Origin of the sequence: Mesorhizobium sp. M4B.F.Ca.ET.203.01.1.1 (assembly GCF_004791025.1) — a bacterium.
Taxonomy (GTDB): domain Bacteria; phylum Pseudomonadota; class Alphaproteobacteria; order Rhizobiales; family Rhizobiaceae; genus Mesorhizobium; species Mesorhizobium abyssinicae.
Genome location: NZ_SRUO01000010.1, coordinates 168,843 through 190,336, shown reverse-complemented (window position 1 = coordinate 190,336; position 21,494 = coordinate 168,843). Strand labels below are relative to the sequence as shown.

The following is a 21,494-nucleotide window of genomic DNA, read 5'->3' as shown; positions in this document are numbered from 1 at the left end:
CATGTCGCGGCCGCCAGTCGGCCAACCGCGAATCTCATATTAACGACCGAGGATCGTTCCGCCTACCACCGTTTGTGACGGGAGTTTTACAGCACAGAATTCGGCACCTCGGCCTTCTGCTGTTAGTTGGATGTGTAAGCGGCAAAGATCAAGGGCAAACACGGTCCGTTCATCCTACTCCATCGGTCAGGCGGCACACCGTTTCACAGCAAAACGGCGCCCGTCGGGCGCCGTTCCACAAAAACTATGGGCCAGGTGCCATGTCAGGCGCTGACGTTGCCCTTCTTTTCCTTCTGCTCGGAATAGATGTAGAGCGGCCGGGCGTTGCCGGAGACCACCTCTTCCGAAATCACCACCTCGCGCACGCCTTCCAGCGCCGGCAGTTCGAACATGGTGTCGAGCAGGATTGCTTCCATGATCGAACGCAGGCCGCGCGCGCCGGTCTTGCGCTCGATGGCGCGCTTGGCGATCGCCGACAGCGCGTTCTCGTGGAAGGTCAGATCGACATTCTCCATCTCGAACAGCCGCTGGTACTGCTTGACCAGCGCGTTCTTCGGCTCGGTCAGGATCTGGATCAGCGCCGGCTCGTCGAGGTCTTCCAACGTCGCCAGCACCGGCAGACGGCCGACGAATTCGGGGATCAGGCCGAACTTCAGCAGATCCTCGGGCTCGACCTGGCGGAAGATGTCACCGGTGCGGCGATCCTCGGGCGAAGCGACCGTGGCGCCGAAGCCGATCGAGGTCTTGCGGCCGCGATCCGAGATGATCTTGTCCAGCCCGGCGAAGGCGCCGCCGCAGATGAACAGGATGTTGGCGGTGTCGACCTGCAGGAACTCCTGCTGCGGGTGCTTCCTGCCGCCCTGCGGCGGCACCGAGGCGACCGTGCCTTCCATGATCTTCAGGAGCGCCTGCTGCACGCCCTCGCCCGACACGTCGCGGGTGATCGAGGGGTTGTCGGACTTGCGCGAAATCTTGTCGATCTCGTCGATGTAGACGATGCCGCGCTGGGCGCGCTCGACATTGTAGTCGGCCGACTGCAACAGCTTGAGGATGATGTTCTCGACGTCCTCGCCGACATAACCGGCCTCGGTCAACGTCGTGGCATCGGCCATGGTGAAGGGCACGTCGATGATGCGGGCCAGCGTCTGCGCCAGCAGCGTCTTGCCGCAACCGGTCGGGCCGATGAGCAGGATGTTCGACTTGGCCAGTTCGACGTCGTTGTTCTTGCCGGCGTGCGCGAGGCGCTTGTAGTGGTTGTGGACGGCCACCGACAGCACGCGCTTGGCGTAGGGCTGGCCGATGACATAGTCGTCGAGGACCTTGAGGATCTCCTGCGGGGTCGGCACGCCCTCGCGCGACTTCACCATCGAGGTCTTGTTCTCCTCGCGGATGATGTCCATGCAGAGCTCGACGCATTCATCGCAGATGAAGACCGTCGGGCCGGCAATCAGCTTGCGCACCTCGTGCTGGCTTTTGCCGCAAAACGAGCAGTAGAGGGTGTTCTTTGAATCACCGCCGCCGGTATTGTTCGCAGGCATTTTCCTGTCCTTTCACCGCCCGCCCGCCGATGGTCTGGCCAAGGCGTCTTATCAATCTACCGCGAGAATGCGCCACCGCCAGTGTCCCAGCTCACACAGCGTATTCCGTACGAAACACAAATCAGAAGACGCGGCAACGATTCGCAGCAACCCCACACAAAGCTAAGCCGTCGAAAATCAACATAGCCTTAACGTAGGCAATCCCACCCGTCGAGGGAACAGCCAATTGTGGCCGAAATGCCGCAAGCCGCGCCAAAAGCGCGTTTTCCCGCCACCCGCTGCCAATCGGCGCCTAGGCGGCGACGACTTCGGCGGCCTCGCGGGACGAAATGACCTTGTCGATCAGACCAAAGTCCTTGGCCTCGTCGGCGGTCATGAAATGGTCGCGGTCGAGCGTCTTTTCGATCTCGTCATAGCTCTTGCCGGTGTGCTTGACGTAGACCTCGTTGAGGCGGCGCTTCAGCTTGATGATGTCCTGCGCATGACGTTCGATGTCCGAGGCCTGACCCTGGAAGCCGCCGGACGGCTGGTGGACCATGATGCGGGCGTTCGGCGTGGCGAAGCGCATGTCCTTGTGGCCGGCGCAAAGCAGCAACGAGCCCATCGAGGCGGCCTGGCCGATGCAGAGCGTCGACACCGCCGGCTTGATGAACTGCATGGTGTCGTAGATCGCCATTCCCGACGTGACGACGCCGCCCGGCGAATTGATGTAGAGGTTGATTTCCTTCTTCGGGTTCTCGGCCTCGAGGAACAAAAGCTGTGCACAAACCAGCGTCGCCATGCCGTCCTCGACCGGACCGGTGATGAAGATGATGCGCTCTTTCAGCAGGCGCGAGAAAATGTCGTAGGCCCGCTCGCCGCGATTGGTCTGTTCGACCACCATCGGAACGAGGTTCATGTAGGTTTCGACGGGGTTCTTCATGGACTATCCCTTTTTGAAGATGGGATTCCGGCGCCGGGGAGTATGAGCAATCGGGCAGAATCGGTTCTGGATCGTTAGGATGTAAATAGGATGCCGGCTCACCCTAACGCAAGGCCGCCCCTCCTAGCCATCTGGTTAAGCCGAATCAAGCGCTACCAACCGACGAAAGGCGCGGGCGAAGCGTCTTTCGACCCAGTGTCTCCCGGGGCGCTTTGAAACGGTAGCACTTTCTTAACCGCGCCCCTTAACGAAAAGCTGCAAAACCGCTTTTTGGGGAACGGAGCTTCCGGTACAACTTCCGCGTTGAACTGGCGTTCTTTTCCATGGGGGAATGTCATGATCCGCAAAAGCCCTGCATCCCTGGCCGTGGCGGGCCTCGCCATCCTTGCCACGATATCGGAAACGGCCGCCGGCGGCCGCGCGCTCGAATGCTACGAGCCGATCCGCAGGCCGGCGCTCTACGATACCGTCTACGAGGACGTGATGGTCAGCCCCGGCGGCCAGTTCGTCGACTACGATGCGCCGATCTACGGCACGCGCGCGAGCGTCGAGCAGATCGCGCCAGCCCGCGTCACTTACGAGGTGGTGCCGGCCGTCACCCGCACCGTCTACCACACGGTCAAGGTGGACGACGGCGGCTATGCCTGGGAATGGCGCATCATCCACGGCCGCAAGGTGCTGTGCAAAGTGTGGCGCAAGGCCCGCTATGCGCGGGTCGCCGAAACTGCGGTGGTCGAGCCCGAGCGTCTCAGGCGCGTGGTGCTCCCGGCGGAATATGAAAGCGTCGCCCGGGAGGTGCTGGTGCGGCCGGAACGGCGGCGCATCACCGAGATTGCGCCCTCGTACCAGAAGGTGGCGCGCCGGATGCTGGTCAGGGAAGGCTCCACGCACTGGCGGCGCGTGCATATCGAGCGCCATTGCCGGGATTAGGCCACCTCTGCCCGCAGCCACTTCTTGAGGCCGCCGACATCACCGTCGCCAACGGCTTTGGCGACACGCCTGCCGACCGCCGCGCCGAACTTGTAGCCATGACCGGAGCAGGCCGAGACGACCAGGCATTTGCCCCTTTCGTGCGCCAGGAACTTCTCGTCGGCGGTGAAGGTGTAGGCGCAGGTGACGACCTCGGTCACCCTGTATTCAGCGATGCGGGCGATCGGCGGCGAGAACAGGTTGCGGATCACCTCACCCTCGCCCGGCACCGGCGCCCGGTTCCAATCGGCGTCGCTGGTCGGCACCTTGTGCAGGCCCGAACCGAATTTCATGCCGGCGCCGCGCGTCAGCGGGATCATGTAGCCGTCGGTGACGCCGCCGACGTCGAGGATGACGGGCGCCGTTTCCCAGGCCACCCTAAGATCGGCTGGCGGTTCGACATAGGCAAGCGCGGTGCGATAGGTCTTCAATTCACCGCCGAGCTCCGGGAGCAGCTTCAGCACCCACGCGCCGGCAGCGACTACGATGCGGTCGGCCTGCATCGTCTCGCCGCCGGCGAGCGTGATCCGACCGGCCTCGGCATCGACCTCGACCACCTTGCTGTGTTCGTAGACATTTGCGCCGTTGGCGCGCAGCCATGCAGCGAGGCCGGAGGCGATCCTGCGGCAATGCAGAGCGCCACCCTCGGTCGAAAAATAGGCGTAGCGGAATGAGTCCGGCTCCAGGAACGGCCAGCGCTCGACCGCGGCGGCGGGGTCGAGCAACTCGAAGGGAAAGTTCCCCTCCTCCAGGCCTTCGCGGTATTCCTCGGCCTCGTCGCCGGGCTCGCGCGAGATGCAGAGGAAACCCCTGGCATCGAGATGGTTCTCGCCGAGATCGGCCCACATCTCGTCCCAGGCGTCATACGCCTCCGTGATCAGCCTGCCATAGCCGGTGCCGGCGCGGTAGGCGCGACGGATGATGCGGTGATGGTCGCCCGACGCGGCCAGCGGATTGGGAATCGGCCCCTGCTCGACGATGGAAACGCTGTGCCCGGCCTTGACCAGCGACCACGCCGTCGAAAGCCCGGCAATGCCGGCGCCGACCACGATCACATTCATCGAAACCGTCCTTCCGCAGCCATCTCGCTGGCTCAATTCATTGGGTTGCCGGGCGCCAAGATACGGTCTGGCACCGGGCTGGCAAGGCGCGCTAATGATCCAGCATGACCGATTTGATGCCGCCACCCGCCTACCTTGCCTTCGATCCCGCCGGCCGTCGCCTGCGGCTCGACGCGCACGAGCCGGCCTTCTTCCTGAACCCGTACGAGGCCTATGCCTTCCTGCATGGCGCCGCGAACGCCTTCTTCTGGGAGGACTACGGCTTCTGGTGCTTTGGCGGCTTCGACGACGTCAACCGGCTGCTGCGCGACCGCCGCTTCGGCCGCCAGAACCCGGCCGGCATACCCGACAGCCGCGGCGTCGGCCAGGACCGTTCGCATCTCGCCGCCTTCGACGGCATCGAGGCCAATTCGATGCTGGAACTGGAGCCGCCGGTGCACACCAGGCTGCGGACCCTGGTCAACCGCGCATTCGTCTCGCGCCAGGTCGAACGGCTGCGGCCGCGCGTCGAAGCGCTGGCCAACGAGCTGATCGACCGCTTCGAGCCCAACGGCGTCGACCTCTTGCCCGCCTTCGCCTCGCCGCTGCCGATCACCATCATCGCCGAAATGCTCGGCGTGCCGGTGGCGATGGCGCCGCAGCTGCTCGACTGGTCGCACCAGATCGTCGCCATGTACATGCATGGCCGCACGCGCGAGACCGAGGAGACCGCGAACCGCGCCGCGCGCGACTTTTCCGATTTCCTGCGCGGCTACGTCACCGAGCGGCGCAAGCAGCCGGGCGACGACCTGCTGTCGCTGCTGATCGCAGCGCAAGAAGATGGCCAGAGACTGTCCGAGGACGAGCTGGTGTCATCAGCCATTCTGCTGCTCAATGCCGGCCACGAAGCGACCGTGCACCAGACCGGCAACGCGGTGCGCTCGATCCTGGCGCAGGGCGGCGACCCCAGCCGTTTCTTCACCACGCCGGAGGCGACCGCGGCCACGGTCGAGGAATGCCTGCGCTTCGACGCGCCGCTGCATATGTTCCTGCGCTATGCCTATGAGGAAATCGAGGTCCAGCCCGACATCGTGCTCAAGCGCGGCGACAAGATCGCGCTGCTGCTCGGCATGGCCAACCGCGACCCCTTAGCCTTCGCCGCGCCGCAGGCCTTCAATCCAGGCCGCGCCGACCAGAAGAACGTCTCCTTCGGCGCCGGCATCCATTTCTGCATCGGGGCGCCGCTGGCCAGGCTCGAACTGCAGGTCTCGCTGAAGACGCTGTTCGATCGGCGGCCAAAGCTCCACCTCGCCGAAGAGCCGCGCTTCCGCGACAGCTATCATTTCCATGGGCTGGAACGGCTCGCGGTGGCCTTCTGACAGGCGACGAACGGATATCGGGACAATGAGATTCGCCTTCCTGCAGGAACCGCCCTTCTGCTTCACCGACGCATCGGGCGCCTTGCGCGGCTGCGACGCCGTGCTCGCCGAGAAGGTTTGCGAGACATTGGGGCTGGACGGGTTTTCGGCCATCGAGGCAGAGTTCGCGGGATTGCTGCCCGGATTGGCCGCGAACCGTTGGGACATGACCACGGGGCTGTTCATCTCGGACGAGCGCAAGAAGCGGGTCGATTTCACCCGGCCGATCTGGATGCTGCCGGACGGACTGCTGGTCGCCGAGGGCAACCCGCTTGGACTGGGTGGCTACCGGGCACTCGGCCGCGATCCGTCGGCCATCCTTGGCGTTGTATCGGGCCAGATCCAGCACCAGACGGCGCTGCGCAACGGCGTTCCGGCCGAGCGGATCAGGATCTTCGGCACCCAGGCCGAAGCAGCCGAGGCCGTCGCTGCCGGCGTGGTGCATGCCTATGCCAGCGTCGCCATGGCGCATCGCGGCTACCTGGCCGGACGGCCTGACGCGCCGCTCGCCGTCATCGATGTTCCGGCCGAGGAAAAGCGGCCGGCGGCCGGCGCCTTCGCGCTCGCCAAAGGCAATGCGCCCCTGCGCCAGCGCATCGATACCTGCCTGGACGAGTTGCTCGGCGGCTCCTGGCACCGGCAGATGATGCGCGAGTACGGATTTTCCGAGGGCGATGTCGACCGCCTGCTCTGATCCGGCTGGAGGGGTCAGAGCTTGATCACATAGTCCTTAAGGGTCGTTTCAGGCATTCCGGTTGCACCCTGGATCTCAGAGGACCTGCGCGAATTCCCGGCGAATTGGCCAGGTAGGCGCAGCCTACAGAATTCCACTTGGCGCCTTACATGTTCCCAGAGATGCTAAGAACGAACAGGATCGTGGAGGCCAACATGACGATGGTCGCTGCCGGAAAGAATACTACCGCCAGCCAAAATCTCTTTGGGTGCATTTCTCGCAAGTAAACCCTACCACGCGCCGGGTAGATTCCTGCCCTAACGGCCGGCAATACAACATATATACAAAAATTTAAAAGCCACACGTTCGCGAGCACGCAGGCAATGACGATCACTATTTTGTATATATCGATACCTGAGTGCATGGTAATCCCCAATAGGCGCTAGTTCTCCCTGCTACTGTTCTTGGAGATCATTAAAGCTTGATTACATACTCCTTGCGCGTCGTTTCAAGCACTTCCCAGCTGCCCTTGAAGCCCGGCCGCAGCACGAAACTGTCGCCGGCTTTGACGGTGCGCGCCTCGCCGCCGTCCTCGGAGATCACCGAGACGCCGGACAGGATGTGGCAAAACTCCCACTCGTCATAGACGATGCGCCACTTGCCGGGCGTCGATTCCCAGATGCCGGCATAAAGGCCGCCGTCCCGCTCCTCGACATTCCAGGTGCGGAACTTCGGATCGCCCGAAATCAGCCGGTCCGGAGCAGGCGCGCCGGCCTCCGGCTCGGCGCTTGCGACATCGACGGAGAGAAAGTTCGGCGCCGCCATCAGACCTTGTCCAGCGCCTGTTCGAGGTCGGCGACGATATCGTTGACGTCCTCGATGCCGACCGAAAGGCGGACCGTGTCCGGCCCGGCGCCGGCCTTGATCTTCTGCTCGTCGGAAAGCTGGCGATGCGTGGTCGAGGCCGGGTGGATGACCAGCGACTTGGTATCGCCGACATTGGCAAGATGCGAGAACAGCTCCAGCGCCTCGACGAATTTGACGCCCGCGGCGTAGCCGCCCTTGAGACCGAAGGTGAACACCGCGCCGGCGCCCTGCGGCGAATACTTCTTCTGCAGGGCGTTGTTCTTGTCGCCGGGCAGGCTGGGATAGCTCACCCACGCGACCTTGGGATGGTTCGATAGCCAGCCGGCGACGCTCGCCGCGTTGTCGCAATGGCGCTGCATCCTGAGCGGCAGCGTTTCCAGTCCGGTCAGGATCAGGAAGGCGTTGAAGGGCGAGATCGCCGGGCCGATGTCGCGCAGACCGAGGACGCGCGCGGCAATCGCAAAGGCGAAATTGCCGAAGGTCTCGTGCAGCACGATGCCGCCATATTCGGGGCGCGGTTCCGACAGCATCGGGTATTTGCCCGACTTCGACCAGTCGAAGGTGCCGCCGTCGACGATGGCGCCGCCGATCGAATTGCCGTGGCCGCCGATGAACTTGGTCAGCGAATGGACGACGATGTCGGCGCCGTGCTCGATCGGCCGCACCAGGTAGGGCGAGGCCAGCGTGTTGTCGACGATCAGCGGCAGGCCGTGCTTGCGGGCGATGTCGCCGATCTTCTCGATGTCGACGAAGATGCCGCCCGGATTGGCAAGGCTCTCGATGAAGATCGCCTTGGTCCTGTCGTCGATCTGGCTTTCGAAGGTCGAGACATCGTTGGTGTCAGCCCAGCGAACCTCCCAGCCATAATTCTTGAAGGCGTGGCCGAACTGGTTGATCGAGCCGCCGTAAAGCCTTGTCGCGGCGACGAAATTGTCGCCCGGCTGCATCAGATTGTGAAACACCAGTATCTGCGCGGCGTGGCCGGACGCGACCGCCAGCGCCGCGGTGCCGCCCTCGAGCGCCGCGACGCGCTCCTCGAGCACGGCCTGGGTGGGGTTCATGATGCGGGTGTAGATGTTGCCGAAGGCCTTCAAGCCGAACAGCGAGGCGGCATGGTCGGCGTCATCGAAAACATAGGAGGTGGTCTGGTAGATCGGGGTCGCCCGGGCGCCCGTCGCCGGATCGGGCTTGGCGCCGGCGTGAATGGCAAGCGTGTTGAAACCGGGCGTACGCGTCATCGAAAACTCCCTCAGGAACCTGCGCAAGAAATCGTGGGGCATTCTTGGCGAAGGCCACCCCGGAATGCAAAGAAGAAAATACCTTTCGGCGTGCGATCTGCGACGAGCGCCCGAGAAAATCCAATTCTTCCCGGAATAATTTTGCGCCGCGGCAGCCGGGCTATTTTTGCCTTACGCCGAAGCTCTGGAAGCCCTGCCGCATCAGCGGCTTCTTCGACGACAGCACGCCGGAATTGACGCCGGTCCAGCCGATCTCGCCGGACAGCTTGCCGTATTCGATCTTCGGGCAGCGGTTCATCACCACCTTCATGCCGGCAGCCTCGGCGCGGGCGGCCGCCTCGTCATTGCGCACGCCAAGCTGCATCCAGACCACTTTCGGCAAGGGATCGAGCCGCAGAATCTGATCGAGGATACCCGGCACCGCGACTGAGCCACGAAAGATGTCGACCATGTCGACCGGCTGCGGCACGTCGGCGAGGCTTGCGTAGACGGTACGGCCTAGAATCTCCTTGCCGGCATGACCAGGATTGATCGGAAACACCGAGAACCCCTTGGCCAGCAGGTACTTCAGCACGAAAAAGCTCGGCCGAACGTCGTTGGGCGACGCGCCGACCATGGCGACGGTCTTCACCGAGTTGAGGATGCCGGCGATATAGGTGTTGTCGTAGCTGTCGTGGTTCATGCCTCGTCCTCATACAGCGCTTCGGCGAGAAAACCATCCGGATCGCCGCAGAAATCGCGCATCATGCGAAAGTGGTCGGTGTCGCGAAAATCGACCAGGTCGAGCCCGAAGCGGCTGATGCGGAACAGGCGCGCGCCGGGACAGGCCATCAGCAGCGGCGAGTGCGTCGCCATGATCACCTGCGCGGTGCCGGACAGGTCCATTCGCCTCAGCAGCTTGAGCAGTTCGATCTGGCGTGTCGGCGACAGCGCGCTTTCCGGCTCGTCCAGGATGTAGATGCCTTGCCGACGACAGCGCTCCTCGAAGAAGCGGATGAAACCTTCGCCGTGCGACCACGAGAGGAAATCGGGCGGCGGCGGTTTGAACGGGTCTTCGAGTGCCGCCCGATCAAGGTAGCGCGCCACCGAATAGAAGGATTCTGCTCGGAAGAACCAGCCGGCGGTGACCTTCGGCAGCCAATGGGCACGGAGCGTCTGGGCAAGCGCGGTGCCGCTTTTGTCGATGGCGATGGAATGGTCGACCGGCCTGTAGCCCTTGCCGCCGCCGGCCTCGTCGTAACCGGCAAGCGCGCCGATGGCTTCGAGCAGCGTCGATTTGCCGGTGCCGTTCTCGCCGACGATAATGGTGATCGGCGTGGTGAATTCGAACTCGAACGCGCGGCTGGCGAAGATCGGCAGGTTCCAGGGATATTGTTCCCAGTCCTCGACGCCCGCTGGCTCGAGCAGGATGCGCTTGAGATAAGGCGCCTTCAGGCGCGTCAGTTGCTTGCGAGGCGCCACGGGCAGCGTCAGCCCGGCAGCGAGATCGAGCCGTCTTCCGCGATCGGAAAGGCCGGATTGTGCGCGACTTCCCAGACATGGCCGTCGGCATCGGCGAAATAGCCGTACCAGCCGCCCCAGAAGGCGCGGCCGGCCGGCTTGACGATCTTGCCGCCGGCCTTCTCGGCCATGGCGAGGACTTGGTCGACTTCGGCGTCGGAGCGGGTGTTGTAGGCGAGATAGACGGCCGACGGCGCTTTTGCAAAGCTGACGCCGGAATCCTCCTCGGCGCTTTCGCGCGGGAACAGGCCGAGAATGGCTCCACCCATCTGGAAGAAGGCGACGCCCTCGGTGATCCCCGGATGGCGGGTCAGTCCCATGCCCTCGTAGAAGCGCGTCGCGCGATCGAGATCGTCGGTGGCGACGGTGATGATGGAGATACGCGGTTCCATTCGGACCTTCCTCTTTCCGGGCGCCCTACTCGTCCTTCCATTCCGGCTTGCGCTTGCCGACGAAAGCTCCGATGCCTTCCTCCGCGTCGCGCGCCAACATGTTCTCGACCATCACCCGGCCGGTGTACACATAGGCGTCGGCCAGTCCCATCTCGGCCTGAGCGTAGAACGCCTCCTTGCCGGTCTTGACCACCAAAGATGATTTCGAAGCAATGGTTTGCGCGTATTTACTGACAACCTGATTCAGGTATTCGCGCGGCACGATGCGGTTGATGAGGCCGAATTCTTTGGCGGTGGCCGCGTCGATCGTCTCGCCAGTCAGTAGCATTTCCATGGCCTGCTTGCGCGAGACATTGCGCGACAGCGCCACCATCGGCGTCGAGCAGAACAGGCCGATGTTGACGCCCGGTGTGCAGAAGGTCGCCTCGTGCGAGGCAATCGCAAGATCGCAGCTCGCGACCAATTGCAGCCCGGCGGCGGTGGCGAGGCCGTCGACCTCGGCGATGACCGGCCTGGGGTGGCGCACGATCGCCTGCATCAACTCGGCGCAAGCGGCAAAGGTCTTCTCGAAGAAGGCCCGGCCGCGATCGGCATCGCTGCGATGGGCGCTCAGTTCCTTGAGATCGTGGCCGGCGCAGAACACCTTACCGGACGCCGCGAGGATGATGACGCGCACGGATTTGTCGGATTTCGCGCGATCGAGTTCGGCCATCAGCGCCGCCATCACCGCCAGCGACAAGGCATTGGCCGGCGGGCTGGCGAGCGTCAGGCGAAGAGTGCCTTTGTCCAGGCTGGCGACAACAGGCCCCTCGGCGATTGCCGGCTTGATGGCGACGACTTCAGCCATGTTTTCAAACCTCTCCGCCCAATCCTTCTCGGCCTGCTGTGGCGCACTTCACAGACCATGGAACAAAAGAACTAGCACGCTGCCGATTGAAGAAAAGCCGCTAGCCGTGTTTTCTCGGCCGCAACATTTGGTCCAGGCGCCCTCGCCTTGGGTGCCCTGCCCGTCCCGCACATAGGAAATCGCCGATGCCCGCTCAAAGCAATCTGAAGCCGGTGTTGACCGCGGCTGACGTCAATCGGTTGATGGAAAGCGTCTATCCGCAGCTCAACGACCAGTTTTCCTTCTATCAGGCGCTGGAGGTGTTTCCCGGCGGCTGCATCGTGCGGCTCAATGCCGACGAGCGGCATCTGCGTCCGGGCGGCACGGTGTCCGGTCCTTCCCTGTTCACGTTGGCCGACATCGGCGGCTATGTCTGCGTGCTATCGCATGCCGGGCCGGATGCGCTGTCGGTCACCACCAACCTCAACATCAACTTCGTGCGCAAGGCCAAGGCCGGTCCGATCGACGGCCATTGCCGCATCCTGAAGCTGGGAAAAAGCCTGATGGTGTTCGACATCGACATCGTCGCCGGGCCGGACGGACACACGGTGGCGCATGCCACGGGCACCTATTCGATCCCGCCGAAACGTCCGAATGATGTGGTAAAATAATACCTTTTACTCAATTCATTGTTTTTGCTATGTTTTCCACGCAAAGAGAGATTTCGGTCGCCTTGACGCGCTGATTGCCCTCGCCTATAAGCCCTCGCGAAGCAGCGGCCCGCAACGGCCGCCGCTTTGTTATTGGCGACGGGCGAACACCCCAGCCAATTCAAGCAACAAGAAACGCCTTTCCCTGTCCTTCGCGGGTAGGGAAGGTCCAATCGAGAGCAAGAACCATGGCTACCTTTTCGCAGAAGCCTGCGGATGTGGTGAAGAAGTGGGTGCTGATCGACGCCGAAGGTCTCGTCGTCGGCCGCCTCGCCACTGTCATCGCCAACCATCTGCGCGGCAAGCACAAGCCCACCTTCACCCCGCATGTCGACGACGGCGACAACGTCATCGTCATCAATGCCGACAAGGTGGTGTTCACCGGCAAGAAGTACACCGACAAGGTCTACTACTGGCACACCGGCCATCCCGGCGGCATCAAGGAGCGCACCGCGCGCCAGCTGCTCGAGGGCCGTTTCCCCGAGCGCGTCGTCGAGAAGGCCGTCGAGCGCATGATCCCGCGCGGCCCGCTTGGCCGTCGCCAAATGAAGAATCTCCGCGTCTATGCAGGCGCTGAACATCCGCATGTCGCCCAGCAGCCCGTCACGCTCGACGTGGCCAAGCTGAACTCCAAGAACAAGAGGGCTTCGTAATGGCTGAGCTTTCCTCGCTCGCAGAACTCGGGACTGCCGCTGCCGTCGCGCAGCCGGCCGCTCCCGTCCACGTCCAGAAGCTCGACAAGTCGGGCCGCGCCTATGCCACCGGCAAGCGCAAGAACGCCATCGCGCGCGTCTGGGTGAAGCCGGGCTCCGGCAAGATCGTCGTCAACGACAAGGAATTCGCGAGCTACTTCGCGCGTCCGGTGCTGCAGATGATCCTCAACCAGCCGATCATCGCCGCCAACCGGGCCGGCCAATACGACATCGTCGCCACCGTCATCGGCGGCGGCCTGTCCGGCCAGGCCGGCGCCGTTCGTCACGGCATCTCCAAGGCGCTGACCTACTACGAGCCGGCGCTGCGCGCCGTGCTCAAGAAGGGCGGCTTCCTGACCCGCGACAGCCGCGTCGTCGAGCGCAAGAAGTACGGCAAGGCGAAGGCCCGCCGCTCCTTCCAGTTCTCGAAGCGCTAAGCGCTACGAAATTTGGACAATCGAAAGGCCGCCTCCGGGCGGCCTTTTTGTTTTTGGGATGCTCAGGGACCGCGGCCGGCCGGCGTCTTTATGTAGTCGATGAATGCGCGCAGCGGCGCGGGCACCAGCCGTCGGCCGGGATAGTACAGGAAGGGTCCCGGGAAGCTCTGCCACCACGGCTCCAGCACAGGTTCCAGCGCGCCGCTCTCGAAATGCGGGCGCACCCAGTCCTCAAACAGCCAGAGAATGCCGACACCAGCGATCGCCGCATCGACAGCGAGATCGACGCCTCCACCGATGCTGACGACCAATGGCCCCGTGGGATCGACCCGCACCACCTCGCCGTCCCGCTCGAACTCCCAGGGCGTCATGACCCCGCTCGGGAAGCGGCCGCGCACACAGGCATGGCCAAGCAGGTCGCGCGGGTGCTGCGGCCGGCCGTGCCGGTCAAGGTAGGACGGCGCAGCGGAGGTCGTGAAGCGCTGCGCTCGGGGTCCGATCGGCACCGCGATCATGTCCTGCTCCAGCCGCTCGTCATAGCGGATTCCGGCGTCGCAGCCGGCCACCAGCAGATCGATGAAGTTCTCCTCGGCGATCACCTCCAGGCGAATGGCGGGATAGGCCGCGAGAAATCCCGGAACGATTTTGGGCAGCACCAGCCGCGAGGCGCTTATCGGCACGTTGAGACGCAACGTTCCGGCGGGCCGGTCGCGAAAGCCGTTCACCACATCGAGCGCAGCTTCTACCTCGCCCAATGCGGGGCCGAGCCGCGCCAGCAGGCTGGCACCAGCCTCGGTCAAAGCGACGCTGCGCGTGGTGCGGTTGAAGAGCCTCACACCGAGCTGGGTTTCCAGACGGCGGATCGCTTCGCTGAGCGCGGAGGCACTGCCCGCCGTCGCGCGGGCTCCTTCGCGAAAACCGCCTGCGCGCGCCACCGCCATAAACGCCTGGAGATCGTTGAGATCCGTCGCCATTGTTCGTCATCCCGTACAACCTGTCCGGATTATAAGCGATTATCGAAACAGCCGACAGCGCCTATCTGCCTCGTCGACAGCAAGGAGAAACAGCATGTCCAGCATCCAAAAGTCCGGCACATTCACCCTCGGAAGCCACACCGTGAAACGCCTTGGCTACGGCGCCATGCAGCTTGCCGGCCCGCATGTGTTTGGTCCGCCCAGGGATCGCGATGCCGCACTGGCGGTGCTGCGCGAGGCGGTGTCATCGGGCGTGGACCATATCGACACCTGCGACTATTACGGCCCGCACGTCACCAACCAGATTATTCGCGAGGCGCTGTCGCCTTACCCCAAGGACCTCGTCCTCGTCACCAAGATCGGCGCGCGGCGCGGCAGCGATGCGTCCTGGCTGCCGGCCAATTCGCCTACCGAACTTGAGCAGGCCGTGCATGACAACCTCAGGAATCTCGGACTTGAGGTGCTGGACGTCGTCAATCTGCGCATAATGTTCGGGATGGGGCCGACTGAGGGCTCGATCGAAGCGCAGTTGACAGCGCTTGCCGAGTTGCAGCGCAAGGGACTGGTGCGCCATATCGGCCTGAGCAACGTCACTCCCGCGCAGATCGAGGAAGGCCTCCGGATCTGCAAGATCGTCTGCGTGCAGAACCAGTACAATCTGGCGCACCGCGACGACGACGCGCTGATCGACCAACTGGCGCGGGAAGGCACCGCCTATGTGCCATTCTTCCCGCTCGGCGGCTTCAGCCCGCTGCAGTCTTCGACTTTGTCGCGGGTGGCGGAACGGCTCGGCGCGACGTCGATGCAGGTGGCGCTCGCCTGGCTGCTGCGACGCTCGCCGAACATTCTGCTGATCCCCGGCACGTCGTCGGTCGGGCATCTGCGGGAGAATCTTGCGGCGGCGGAGCTGGAGCTTTCGGCGGAGGTGCTGGACGAGTTGGATGGCGTGGCGAAAGCCGCGTGATTGGCTAATCTCCCCCCTCGTGGGGGAGATTAGCTGCGTCGGCGCCGACGCCTAATTAATACTCGCCGTATGCGCCGGCTCGGCCGGCCGCGCCTCATCTGCATAAGGCACGCGAAAACCATTGGCGGCGAGCCAGCCGATCGCCGCCTTCGGCTCGTCGGTCTGGATGATGGTGGCGCCGCGTTCGGCCCAGAAGCCCCAGGTCTCGGCGGGAAGGCTTGCGGCGACCGCCAGCTCGTCGCCGCGGCCGCCCGACAGGTAGCCGCCCGGCTTGTTGACGATGGCGTAGGTGTCGGCCCAGAGGTGCCAGCCGCCGCGCACGGCAGACGCCCGCATGCGGTTGGTGAACAGCGGTCCGCCCGTCTCCGTCAACGTCTCGGCGCCGGCCCGCCAGTTGATCAGCTCGATCGCACCCGGGGAAAAGACGCGGCCAACCTTCTCGGCGAAGGCGGCGTCGCGCACGGCATCGTCGGCGATGATCGGCATGAACTGGAAGCCGCCGCCGATAGCGTCGATCGCCGCCTTGACGGTGTCGATCCGCTGCTGGTTCCAGAGGTTCTCCTTGACGATGACCTGATCGGCCATGCCGAGATCGCGGGCAACCGCGATCATGCCGGGCAGAGCATGAACGTCGAGCTTGTTGTCGAGGTTGATCAGGATCCGGTCCCTGGTCGCCATCAGCATTTCGCGCAGCGTCGAGACCGGCTCGCTGGTGATGGCGCCGGTGCCCTCCAGGACAAGCCTGCATCTCTTCAGTTCGGCGACAGTATGGTCGACCACCTCGCCCTTGCAGTTGGTGGTGCGGTCGAGCCAGCTGTCATGCATGACGACGAACTCGCCGTCCTTGGAGCGCCTGATGTCGACCTCGACGATCTCGGCACCGAGCGCGATCGAGGCCTCGACCGCGGCGAGCGAATTCTCGGGGTAAGGCGTCTTGCCGGCCTGCATGCCGCCGGCGCGGTGCGCCGCCACCATCACATGGTCGCGCCACTGGTTGGCATGCTCGAAGCGGTCGAGGATCTGCCTGGCGCGCGTTTCGCCGGCCAAGGCATGGCCGATCGAGACCGCGAGCGCCGCGGAAAGCAGAAGGCCTTGCCAGATGGTACGCATCAAGAATCGCTCCGTTCCGGATCGCAGTCCGGTTAAGCGATGCGCATGACAGGGCGGTGAACGAAGCCGGCTATGGGCTTGAACGGATTGGCTTCTCAGATCCGCTTGGCGAGCCGCCGGAACCAGGCCAGGGCCGGCATTTCGACGAAGCGCCAGGTGAACCAGGAGACGGCGATGGTGGCGACGAGCATGGTGAGAATAGCGGCAAAGCCGAGCCATGGCAGATCGGCGCCGAAGCCGGTCGCATGGTCGCCGCGCAGCACGATGTCGCCAAGCAGGTGAAGCCCGAACTTGCGCTCCACCAGCCCGCCGACATTGATCATGCGCGCCTGCACGAAGATGTGGACCATGTAGATGGAATAGGAGAGCGCGCCCAGCATCGGCATCGGCCGGGTGCGCAGGAAGGCGCTGATCCAGCCGCCCTCATGCGCAAAGAGGTAGAGCGCCAGCGCAAACACCAGGGGAGCGGCGATGCCGGCATCGTTGTCTCCGGCCAGCGCGACAAAAACACCGATCACCGCGATCATCACCATCTCGGCCGCCGTCCAGGCGATCCGCGCCCTGCCGTCACCGGCAAGCGCCTGTCGCGCCTCTGCAATGGAATCGTGCTGAAACCATGCCAGCAGCGCGCCGAGCGAGAAGCCGTAGAGGCAGCGGATGAAGCCGAAGTCGAAGGACACGTCCATATGCGTGTGAGAGAAGGCAAGCAGGAAAAGCGGCGCGGTGACGGCAGCGGCCACAAGCCAGATCCAGCTGCGCCGGCCTGCCGTGAAGACAACGGCGGCAAACAGCAGATAGGCGAAGAATTCGGCCGAGATGCTCCAGCTCGGCGCGTTCCAGCTCAGATGATCCTCGACGCCCATGCCTTGCAGCAGGAAGAGATTGGCGACGAGGCTGTTCAGGTCGAAGCCGCCGGTGAACGGCTCGGCACCCGTGCCGTGCAATTGCGGCAGCATGAGCCGCAATTCCTCGAAGGCGGCGAAGGCGGCGAGCATCACGAGATGCAGCGGGTAGATACGGCCGAAGCGGACAGGTGCGAAGCGGGCAAGCTCGACCGGCTCGCTGAGCCGGTTGCCGTAGGAACTGGCGATGACGAAGCCGGACAACACGAAGAAGAAATCGACGAACAGGTAGGAGCCGCCGACAAAGGCGCTTTGCGAGATCGTCGAGTCGGTCGGGAAATGGAACAGTGCCACCAGCAGCGCGCAGATGCCACGCCAGGAATCGAGCGCCAGGAAACGCTCGCTCGCCACGGTGCCGGTCCGGGTCGCCGCCGGCATATGCGCGGGGTTGAGAAAGGCGGTCTGCGTCATGATGATACAATCCTGTGTTGTCGTGGCACTCGCCGAGCGCCATTCCCGTTTCCCCACTCTGTGACTGGCATGTTGCGTGCCGGTTCTGTAGTTGTGGCAACCCGCTGAAAACCGAGGACCCGTAATGGCGAACCAGAACATCGACCATGCCTTCACCGCCCGCTCCAAGACGGGCGCGTCCTTCGAGCCGACCTATGCCGGCGCGCTGTCGTTCATGCGGCGCAGATACACGAAGGACGTGAGGGGCGCGGACGCGGTGGTGTGGGGCATTCCCTTCGATGCCGCCGTCACCAACCGGCCGGGCGCACGCTTCGGGCCGCAGGCGATCCGCCGCGCCTCGGCGATCCTCGACAACGACCCGCAGTACCCGTTCTCGCGCGACCTGTTCGAGCACCTCGCTGTTGTCGACTACGGCGACTGCCTGCTCGACAGCGGCAACCATCAGAAGACACCCGGCACGATCGAGCGCGAGGCGGCCAAGATCCTGAAATCAGGCGCCTTCCTGTTGTCGCTCGGCGGCGACCATTTCGTCACCTGGCCGCTGCTCAAGGCGCATGCCGCCATCCACGGACCGCTGGCGATGGTGCAGTTCGACGCCCATCAGGACACCTGGCCGGACGACGGCAAACGCATCGACCACGGCTCCTTCGTCGGACGCGCCGTGAAAGAAGGCATCATCGATCCCGATCGCTCGATCCAGATCGGCATCCGCACGCACGCCCCCGATACGTTCGGCATCAAGATCCTCTACGGTCACGAGGTCGAGGAGATGCGAGCGTCCGACATCGCCTATGCTATCGTCGACCGTACCGGCGGCAGGAAGACCTATCTCACCTTCGACATCGACTGCCTCGACCCGGCCTTCGCACCGGGCACGGGCACGCCGGTCGCCGGCGGCCCGTCCTCGGCGAAGATCCTGTCGACACTGCGCCAACTCGGCCAGATCGACATTGTCGGCGCCGACGTGGTCGAGGTTGCGCCCGCTTACGATCATGCCGATATAACGGCGATCGCGGGCTCCATGGTGGCGATGCATTATCTGGGCCTGGTCGCCGAGCGGAAAGCCCGGCTCGAGGACCTAAACAACGGCAATACTGTTGCAGTCAATCACGCTCAGGGCATATAGCGCTGAAATCGCAGGGACTTTTCAAGGCAATGAAACCGAAAATCTTCATCGACGGCGAACACGGCACCACCGGCCTGCAGATCAGGGCGCTGCTGGCCGAGCGGGGCGACCTGGAGATCATCTCGATCCCCACCGAGCGCCGCAAGGAAACTGCGGCGCGGGCCGAGTTCCTTAATGCCGCCGATGTCGCGATCCTGTGCCTGCCGGACGCCGCCGCCAAGGAAAGTGTGTCGCTGATCGAGAATGACACCACCCGGGTGATCGACGCCTCGACCGCGCATCGCGTTGCCGCCGGCTGGGAATATGGTTTCGCCGAAATGGACAAGGACCAGGCGAGGAAGATCGCCAACGCGAAGCGCGTCGCCAATCCCGGCTGCTGGCCGCAGGGGCCGATCGCGACGCTCAGGCCGCTGGTGTCGGCCGGATTGCTGCCCGCAGATTTCCCGATCACCGTCAACGGCATTTCCGGCTATTCAGGCGGCGGCCGGCCGATGATCGAGGACTATGTCGGCAAGGGCGAGGACGCGCCCGAATTCCTGCCCTACGGGCTGACCCTGCAGCACAAGCACGTGCCGGAGCTCAGGACCTATGCCAAGCTTTCGCACGACCCGATCATGCAACCGGCGGTCGGCAATTTCGCGCAAGGCATGATCACCGTGGTGCCGCTGCAACTCGGCGGCCTCGAGCGCGTGCCGACGGGCGCCGAGATGCACGCCGCGCTGGCCGATCATTTCACTGCGATCGAGGGTGGCGTGGTCGAGGTCGCGCCCTACACGCATCTGGAGCGCATCCCCGAGGTCGATCCGGAAATCTACAACGGCACCAACAAGATGAAGGTCTACGTCTTTGCCAATGACGAGCGGGCGCAGGCGCTGCTGGTCGCCGTCTACGACAATCTCGGCAAGGGCGCGTCGGGCGCCGCCGTGCAGAACATGGACCTGATGCTCGGCCTCACCCCGTAAGCAGGCATGCCGGAATTTCCGAAGCGCTGGAAAGTCAGCGCGCCCGAACTCATTGCCGAAACCTTCTCCAGCCGCATCCCTTACGGAAACCACACCGGCGGTAGGGATAGACGTATCCCAGCCGCAACCAACGAGACGCCTACACCGACAAGGAGCACGTACCTGCGCTTCATCGGCGGTCTCGTCGGTAGCGGATAGGCACCCTTGGTGCCGCGCCAGTGCGCGGCGGCAAATCCGAGCAGGATCAGCGCGAAACCCTGATGGGTCAGCGCCATGTGCAGCGGCACCTGCATCAACAGCGTGCCGATGCCGATCGAGGCCTGCACCAGGACAATCAGGAACAGCAGCGTGGCGCGGCGCGCATGGGTGGTTCCCGGCAGACGCCGGCGCGTCGCGATCATGTGCCAGAGCGCGACCGCAAAGACCGTGTAGGCGCCGATGCGGTGGACGAACTGCACCGTCTTCGGGTTCTCGAAGAAGTTGCGCCAGGCGGGCTCGAGCAGAAGCAGATCGCCTGGAACGAGCCTGCCGTCCATCAGCGGCCAGGTGTTGTAGCTCAAACCGGCGTCCAACCCGGCGACCAACCCGCCGAGATAGATCTGCACCAGCGCCAGCAGCACGATGACGCCAGCAAGCCGCTGCGTCGAGCGATCGGCGGCGGGCTCGGAATGCGGCGCCAGCCCCCGCGCCACTACCATAGTCGCGGTGAAGATCAGCGCCGCCAGCGTGAGATGCGTGGCCAACCGGTATTGGCTGACCGAGACGCGGTCGACCAGGCCGGACGCGACCATCCACCAGCCGATGGCGCCCTGCAGGCCGCCGAGCAGCAGGATGCCGACGAGCTTCGGCCCAAGGCCGCGCTCAATACGGCGCGTCGCCCAGAAGAACAGCAGCGGCAGGGCAAAGACGAGGCCGACGCTGCGCGCCAGGATGCGGTGTACCCACTCCCACCAGAAGATCGACTTGAACGCCTCGATGCTCATGCCCTTATTGAGCTCGGCATATTGCGGGATCTGCTGGTAGCGCTGGAACTCCTCCTGCCACTCGGCGTCGTTGAGCGGCGGGATGACACCGTGGATCGGCTGCCATTCGGTGATCGACAAGCCGGATTCGGTAAGCCTGGTGGCGCCGCCGACCAGCACCAAGGCGAACAGCACGAGAAGCACGAAATATAGCCAGCCGCGCACCTGCGCCCGGTTGCGCAGGTCGCGATCGCGGGCGGCATAGGGTGCGGCAGCAGTGATGGCGGCCATGGTTGTGTTCCGGCAATTGAGGTCGCGGGATTGGTGGACCAAGGCAGCCCCGGTGGCAAGGCCGGGCAGCGCGGCACGCCGTCGCGCCGCCAATGACAGGTTGCGTGCACCCTGCGATCGGCCTAAGCGATAGCCGTCAAAGAGATCGCGACATGCCCATTCGCCTCAAAAAGCTGATCGGAACCGTGCTGCTGGTTGCGCTGGTCGTCATCTACGCGCTGGTGGCGTCGATCGTGGCGGTTGCCCAACTGTCGGAATCGAGTCCGCTGGTGCATCTCCTGTTCTTCCTGTTGAGCGGCCTGCTGTGGGTGCTGCCGGCGATGGGCATCATCAAGTGGCTGATCATCGAACCGCGGCCCAAAGGCTGAAGTCCGGCGCCTGCAAAGGGCGCAAACGGGAATGTGATGTGATTGCGCGCGCCGAACACATCTCGCTACTTCCACAAGTGTTGATGCTCCGGGCCGGCCATCCGCGACGGTGACATGAAGTTGACCGCGGCGCCGGCACCGGCGCATGAAGTCCAGCGTTCCTTGCGACTCCCAGGACCAGGATCATCGCGCCGCTCCACCT

General features: G+C 64.1%; 23 protein-coding genes. 10 read left to right on the top strand and 13 right to left on the bottom strand.

All coding sequences use genetic code 11. From position 1 onward, the window contains the following. Positions 1 to 263: 263 nt before the first annotated feature. Positions 264 to 1,538 carry an ATP-dependent Clp protease ATP-binding subunit ClpX gene (clpX, locus tag EN846_RS21750; RefSeq protein ID WP_127393424.1) on the bottom strand — a complete coding sequence of 425 codons (1,275 nt, stop codon included), beginning with the start codon at positions 1,536 to 1,538 and terminating at the stop codon, positions 264 to 266. A 292-nt stretch (positions 1,539 to 1,830) separates the two neighbouring features. Then, the gene (locus EN846_RS21745) at positions 1,831 to 2,460 is read right to left on the bottom strand and encodes an ATP-dependent Clp protease proteolytic subunit (protein ID WP_127282119.1); all 630 of its coding nucleotides are present in this window, start codon (positions 2,458 to 2,460) and stop codon (positions 1,831 to 1,833) included. Between the two features lie 336 nt (positions 2,461 to 2,796). Between EN846_RS21745 and EN846_RS21740 the strand changes: the two genes are divergently transcribed. Beyond that, a complete protein-coding gene (locus tag EN846_RS21740; protein ID WP_127393425.1) occupies positions 2,797 to 3,390 on the top strand; it encodes a hypothetical protein in 594 nt (197 codons plus the stop codon). Here EN846_RS21740 and EN846_RS21735 read toward each other — a convergent pair. Next, entirely contained in the window at positions 3,387 to 4,490 is a 1,104-nt protein-coding gene (locus EN846_RS21735; RefSeq protein ID WP_135859289.1) for an FAD-dependent oxidoreductase, read from the bottom strand. The two genes, EN846_RS21740 and EN846_RS21735, sit on opposite strands and share 4 nt — an antisense overlap. Positions 4,491 to 4,594: 104 nt before the next feature. Between EN846_RS21735 and EN846_RS21730 the strand changes: the two genes are divergently transcribed. Continuing rightward, complete coding sequence (locus EN846_RS21730; protein ID WP_128346890.1) at positions 4,595 to 5,848, top strand: cytochrome P450; 1,254 nt, start codon at positions 4,595 to 4,597, stop codon at positions 5,846 to 5,848. A 25-nt stretch (positions 5,849 to 5,873) separates the two neighbouring features. Then, entirely contained in the window at positions 5,874 to 6,581 is a 708-nt protein-coding gene (locus tag EN846_RS21725; RefSeq protein WP_127310821.1) for a transporter substrate-binding domain-containing protein, read from the top strand. 453 nt (positions 6,582 to 7,034) lie between these two features. Here EN846_RS21725 and EN846_RS21720 read toward each other — a convergent pair whose 3' ends face one another. The 6 genes from EN846_RS21720 to EN846_RS21695 all read right to left on the bottom strand — a co-directional run bounded on the left by EN846_RS21720 (position 7,035) and on the right by EN846_RS21695 (position 11,404). Beyond that, the gene (locus EN846_RS21720; protein WP_127310820.1) at positions 7,035 to 7,385 is read right to left on the bottom strand and encodes a cupin domain-containing protein; all 351 of its coding nucleotides are present in this window, start codon (positions 7,383 to 7,385) and stop codon (positions 7,035 to 7,037) included. Then, on the bottom strand, positions 7,385 to 8,665 hold the full coding sequence (locus EN846_RS21715) for an O-acetylhomoserine aminocarboxypropyltransferase (RefSeq protein WP_126054901.1): 1,281 nt from the start codon (positions 8,663 to 8,665) through the stop codon (positions 7,385 to 7,387). Before EN846_RS21715 ends, EN846_RS21720 begins: the two co-directional genes overlap by 1 nt. 160 nt (positions 8,666 to 8,825) lie before the next feature. Beyond that, entirely contained in the window at positions 8,826 to 9,347 is a 522-nt protein-coding gene (locus tag EN846_RS21710) for a CoA-binding protein (protein WP_127282126.1), read from the bottom strand. Next, positions 9,344 to 10,126, bottom strand: coding sequence for an AAA family ATPase (locus EN846_RS21705; protein ID WP_127393938.1), 783 nt, complete (start codon positions 10,124 to 10,126; stop codon positions 9,344 to 9,346). The genes EN846_RS21710 and EN846_RS21705 overlap by 4 nt, the downstream gene beginning before the upstream one ends. Positions 10,127 to 10,134: 8 nt before the next feature. Further along, complete coding sequence (locus EN846_RS21700) at positions 10,135 to 10,557, bottom strand: VOC family protein (RefSeq protein ID WP_127393937.1); 423 nt, start codon at positions 10,555 to 10,557, stop codon at positions 10,135 to 10,137. A gap of 25 nt (positions 10,558 to 10,582) precedes the next feature. Further along, positions 10,583 to 11,404, bottom strand: a complete 822-nt coding sequence (locus EN846_RS21695) for an enoyl-CoA hydratase (protein ID WP_127393936.1) — start codon at positions 11,402 to 11,404, stop codon at positions 10,583 to 10,585. Between the two features lie 185 nt (positions 11,405 to 11,589). Here EN846_RS21695 and EN846_RS21690 point away from each other — a divergent pair, with 185 nt between their 5' ends. The 3 genes from EN846_RS21690 to rpsI all read left to right on the top strand — a co-directional run bounded on the left by EN846_RS21690 (position 11,590) and on the right by rpsI (position 13,222). Then, positions 11,590 to 12,054, top strand: coding sequence for a PaaI family thioesterase (locus tag EN846_RS21690; protein WP_127312045.1), 465 nt, complete (start codon positions 11,590 to 11,592; stop codon positions 12,052 to 12,054). A gap of 227 nt (positions 12,055 to 12,281) precedes the next feature. Continuing rightward, positions 12,282 to 12,746 carry a 50S ribosomal protein L13 gene (gene rplM / locus EN846_RS21685; protein WP_126054907.1) on the top strand — a complete coding sequence of 155 codons (465 nt, stop codon included), beginning with the start codon at positions 12,282 to 12,284 and terminating at the stop codon, positions 12,744 to 12,746. Next, positions 12,746 to 13,222, top strand: coding sequence for a 30S ribosomal protein S9 (gene rpsI / locus EN846_RS21680; protein WP_126054908.1), 477 nt, complete (start codon positions 12,746 to 12,748; stop codon positions 13,220 to 13,222). Before rplM ends, rpsI begins: the two co-directional genes overlap by 1 nt. A gap of 62 nt (positions 13,223 to 13,284) precedes the next feature. Here the strand turns inward: rpsI and EN846_RS21675 are convergent, their stop codons facing one another. After that, positions 13,285 to 14,196 (bottom strand): LysR family transcriptional regulator, encoded by a 912-nt coding sequence (locus EN846_RS21675; protein WP_127311851.1) that lies wholly within the window; start codon positions 14,194 to 14,196, stop codon positions 13,285 to 13,287. 94 nt (positions 14,197 to 14,290) lie between these two features. Here EN846_RS21675 and EN846_RS21670 point away from each other — a divergent pair, with 94 nt between their 5' ends. Further along, positions 14,291 to 15,160 carry an aldo/keto reductase family oxidoreductase gene (locus EN846_RS21670; protein ID WP_128346609.1) on the top strand — a complete coding sequence of 290 codons (870 nt, stop codon included), beginning with the start codon at positions 14,291 to 14,293 and terminating at the stop codon, positions 15,158 to 15,160. 51 nt (positions 15,161 to 15,211) lie between these two features. On the opposite strand, the gene EN846_RS21665 is transcribed toward EN846_RS21670, so the two are convergent. Together EN846_RS21665 and EN846_RS21660 are read right to left on the bottom strand one after the other, a co-directional pair. After that, entirely contained in the window at positions 15,212 to 16,270 is a 1,059-nt protein-coding gene (locus EN846_RS21665; protein WP_127392210.1) for a glycerophosphodiester phosphodiesterase family protein, read from the bottom strand. A 95-nt stretch (positions 16,271 to 16,365) separates the two neighbouring features. Then, complete coding sequence (locus EN846_RS21660) at positions 16,366 to 17,583, bottom strand: acyltransferase (RefSeq protein ID WP_127392209.1); 1,218 nt, start codon at positions 17,581 to 17,583, stop codon at positions 16,366 to 16,368. Between the two features lie 124 nt (positions 17,584 to 17,707). On the opposite strand from EN846_RS21660, the gene speB reads away from it, so the two are divergent. Both speB and argC read left to right on the top strand, forming a co-directional pair. Next, entirely contained in the window at positions 17,708 to 18,709 is a 1,002-nt protein-coding gene (gene speB / locus EN846_RS21655; protein ID WP_127282135.1) for an agmatinase, read from the top strand. 29 nt (positions 18,710 to 18,738) lie between these two features. Continuing rightward, on the top strand, positions 18,739 to 19,671 hold the full coding sequence (gene argC, locus EN846_RS21650; protein ID WP_127392208.1) for an N-acetyl-gamma-glutamyl-phosphate reductase: 933 nt from the start codon (positions 18,739 to 18,741) through the stop codon (positions 19,669 to 19,671). Between the two features lie 80 nt (positions 19,672 to 19,751). On the opposite strand, the gene EN846_RS21640 is transcribed toward argC, so the two are convergent. Continuing rightward, complete coding sequence (locus EN846_RS21640) at positions 19,752 to 20,924, bottom strand: COX15/CtaA family protein (RefSeq protein ID WP_245509026.1); 1,173 nt, start codon at positions 20,922 to 20,924, stop codon at positions 19,752 to 19,754. A gap of 152 nt (positions 20,925 to 21,076) precedes the next feature. Between EN846_RS21640 and EN846_RS21635 the strand changes: the two genes are divergently transcribed. After that, a complete protein-coding gene (locus tag EN846_RS21635; RefSeq protein WP_126054916.1) occupies positions 21,077 to 21,292 on the top strand; it encodes a DUF2842 domain-containing protein in 216 nt (71 codons plus the stop codon). Positions 21,293 to 21,494 lie beyond the last annotated feature (202 nt).

Coding starts and splice junctions, on each gene's coding strand:
- clpX (WP_127393424.1), bottom strand. CDS start 1,538: ATGCCTGCGAACAATACCGGCGGCGGTGATTCAAAGAACACCCTCTAC.
- EN846_RS21745 (WP_127282119.1), bottom strand. CDS start 2,460: ATGAAGAACCCCGTCGAAACCTACATGAACCTCGTTCCGATGGTGGTC.
- EN846_RS21740 (WP_127393425.1), top strand. CDS start 2,797: ATGATCCGCAAAAGCCCTGCATCCCTGGCCGTGGCGGGCCTCGCCATC.
- EN846_RS21735 (WP_135859289.1), bottom strand. CDS start 4,490: ATGAATGTGATCGTGGTCGGCGCCGGCATTGCCGGGCTTTCGACGGCG.
- EN846_RS21730 (WP_128346890.1), top strand. CDS start 4,595: ATGACCGATTTGATGCCGCCACCCGCCTACCTTGCCTTCGATCCCGCC.
- EN846_RS21725 (WP_127310821.1), top strand. CDS start 5,874: ATGAGATTCGCCTTCCTGCAGGAACCGCCCTTCTGCTTCACCGACGCA.
- EN846_RS21720 (WP_127310820.1), bottom strand. CDS start 7,385: ATGGCGGCGCCGAACTTTCTCTCCGTCGATGTCGCAAGCGCCGAGCCG.
- EN846_RS21715 (WP_126054901.1), bottom strand. CDS start 8,665: ATGACGCGTACGCCCGGTTTCAACACGCTTGCCATTCACGCCGGCGCC.
- EN846_RS21710 (WP_127282126.1), bottom strand. CDS start 9,347: ATGAACCACGACAGCTACGACAACACCTATATCGCCGGCATCCTCAAC.
- EN846_RS21700 (WP_127393937.1), bottom strand. CDS start 10,557: ATGGAACCGCGTATCTCCATCATCACCGTCGCCACCGACGATCTCGAT.
- EN846_RS21695 (WP_127393936.1), bottom strand. CDS start 11,404: ATGGCTGAAGTCGTCGCCATCAAGCCGGCAATCGCCGAGGGGCCTGTT.
- EN846_RS21690 (WP_127312045.1), top strand. CDS start 11,590: ATGCCCGCTCAAAGCAATCTGAAGCCGGTGTTGACCGCGGCTGACGTC.
- rplM (WP_126054907.1), top strand. CDS start 12,282: ATGGCTACCTTTTCGCAGAAGCCTGCGGATGTGGTGAAGAAGTGGGTG.
- rpsI (WP_126054908.1), top strand. CDS start 12,746: ATGGCTGAGCTTTCCTCGCTCGCAGAACTCGGGACTGCCGCTGCCGTC.
- EN846_RS21675 (WP_127311851.1), bottom strand. CDS start 14,196: ATGGCGACGGATCTCAACGATCTCCAGGCGTTTATGGCGGTGGCGCGC.
- EN846_RS21670 (WP_128346609.1), top strand. CDS start 14,291: ATGTCCAGCATCCAAAAGTCCGGCACATTCACCCTCGGAAGCCACACC.
- EN846_RS21665 (WP_127392210.1), bottom strand. CDS start 16,270: ATGCGTACCATCTGGCAAGGCCTTCTGCTTTCCGCGGCGCTCGCGGTC.
- EN846_RS21660 (WP_127392209.1), bottom strand. CDS start 17,583: ATGACGCAGACCGCCTTTCTCAACCCCGCGCATATGCCGGCGGCGACC.
- speB (WP_127282135.1), top strand. CDS start 17,708: ATGGCGAACCAGAACATCGACCATGCCTTCACCGCCCGCTCCAAGACG.
- argC (WP_127392208.1), top strand. CDS start 18,739: ATGAAACCGAAAATCTTCATCGACGGCGAACACGGCACCACCGGCCTG.
- EN846_RS21640 (WP_245509026.1), bottom strand. CDS start 20,924: ATGGCCGCCATCACTGCTGCCGCACCCTATGCCGCCCGCGATCGCGAC.
- EN846_RS21635 (WP_126054916.1), top strand. CDS start 21,077: ATGCCCATTCGCCTCAAAAAGCTGATCGGAACCGTGCTGCTGGTTGCG.